General features: G+C 64.8%; 2 protein-coding genes. Both read left to right on the top strand.

Features of this window, described 5'->3' with window-relative positions; translation table 11 throughout:
• A partial coding sequence (selA, locus tag VF515_07995) for an L-seryl-tRNA(Sec) selenium transferase (protein HEX7407574.1) occupies positions 1 to 1110 on the top strand: 1110 nt, incomplete at its 5' end.
• A 24-nt stretch (positions 1111 to 1134) separates the two neighbouring features.
• Positions 1135 to 1815: selenocysteine-specific translation elongation factor (gene selB / locus VF515_07990; protein ID HEX7407573.1), on the top strand; the 681-nt coding region annotated here is incomplete at its 3' end.

The following is a 1815-nucleotide window of genomic DNA, read 5'->3' as shown; positions in this document are numbered from 1 at the left end:
GAAGCGGTGCGGGCGGTGGCGCGGGTGGCTGGCAACGCCGTGAATCTGGAGTACGACCTCGCCCGCGGGGAGCGCGGCGAGCGCGACTCCCATGTGGAGGAAGATTTGCTGGCGCTCACCGGCGCCGAAGCCGCGACGGTGGTCAACAACAACGCCGCCGCCGTGCTGCTGGCGCTGAACACGCTCGCCGAGGGACGCGAAGTGATCGTCTCGCGCGGCGAGCTGATCGAGATCGGCGGCTCATTCCGCATTCCGGACGTGATGGCCAAGAGCGGTGCCCGACTGCGAGAGGTCGGCACCACCAACCGCACTCACCTGCACGACTACGCTGCCGCCATCAACGAGCAGACCGCTCTGTTGCTGAAAGTACATACCTCCAACTACCGTATCGTCGGCTTCACTACCGCCGTGTCGTTGCCGGAGCTGGTGCAACTCGGGGCGGCGCACGGCATTCCTGTCATGGAAGATCTGGGCAGCGGCGCCCTGACGGACCTGTCGGCGTACGGGCTGCCCAAGGAGCCCGTGGTGGCCGAACGAGTCCGCAGCGGCGCCGATCTGGTGAGCTTCAGCGGCGACAAACTCTTGGGAGGTCCACAGGCCGGGATCATCGTCGGGCGCCGCGAGTTGATCGAGCGCATCAACCGAAACCCTCTGAAGCGCGCCTTGCGCTGCGACAAGCTGACGCTGGCGGCGCTGGCGGCGACCCTCCACCTATATCGCACGGCCCCGGATCTGCGCACGACTCTGCCGACGCTGCGCTGGCTTACGCGTCCACTGACGGAGATGGAAGCAGTGGGCCAGGCGGTCCTGCCGCTGCTGCGTGCGGCACTCGGTGCGGGATTTGTTGTCGCGCTGGTTGATTCGGAGTCCGAGATCGGTAGCGGCGCCTTGCCGATCGAGAACCTGCCGAGCAAAGCCGTCGCGATCACCCATCCGACGCTCGGCGCACAAGAGATCGCGCGCCGCTTCCGCGCTGCTGATCCGCCGATCATCGGCCGCGTACAATCCGGGCAATTTCTCCTAGACTTGCGTGGCATCTTCCAAGCTGAAGATCTCGTGCCGAGAAATAGTCCTGAGTCCTGGGTGCTGAGTGCTGAGTCGTCGAGCTGATGGCTGATTCCTGACAGCTGATTTATGCCTCACATCATCGGTACCGCCGGGCATATCGATCACGGCAAGACCGCGCTCATTCGGGCTTTGACTGGCCAGGAAACGGATCGGCTCAAAGAGGAGAAGGAGCGCGGCATTTCCATCGATTTGGGGTTCGCATACCTGGACCTCTCGAACGGCGAGCGCGTCGGTATCGTCGATGTGCCGGGACATGAGCGGTTCATCCGCAACATGCTCGCCGGCGCACACGGCATCGATCTGGTGCTGTTGGTTGTCGCGGCGGACGATGGGGTCATGCCGCAGACTGAAGAGCACCTCGATATCCTGCATCTCCTGGGCGCTTCACATGGGGTGGTGGCGATTACCAAGGCGGACCTGGTCGACACCGCGCGCCTCGCGGCGGTGCGGGAAGAGATCGAGATCTTGCTTGCCGGCACCACGCTCGAAGGCGCGCCGATGATTGCGGTGTCCTCGGTAACGGGGCTGGGGTTGAGCGAGTTGCGACGGACCATCGAGGCGCTCCTGGCGGGGTACACGCGCCCCGAGTCCACCGGCTATTTTCGGCTTCCCGTTGATCGTGCCTTTGTGATGCACGGGCATGGCGTAGTGGTGACGGGCACCGCCATCGGCGGCGTGATCCACGCCGGGGACATCGTGCGTCTTCTTCCGGGCAGCGAGGAGGCACGCGTGCGCACCGTTCAGGTG

This window comes from Candidatus Binatia bacterium, from assembly GCA_036382395.1.
In the GTDB taxonomy this organism is placed as follows: domain Bacteria; phylum Desulfobacterota; class Binatia; order HRBIN30; family HRBIN30; genus JAGDMS01.
Note: the sequence above shows the minus strand (reverse complement) of the source record. Positions and strands in the feature narration are given on the sequence as shown.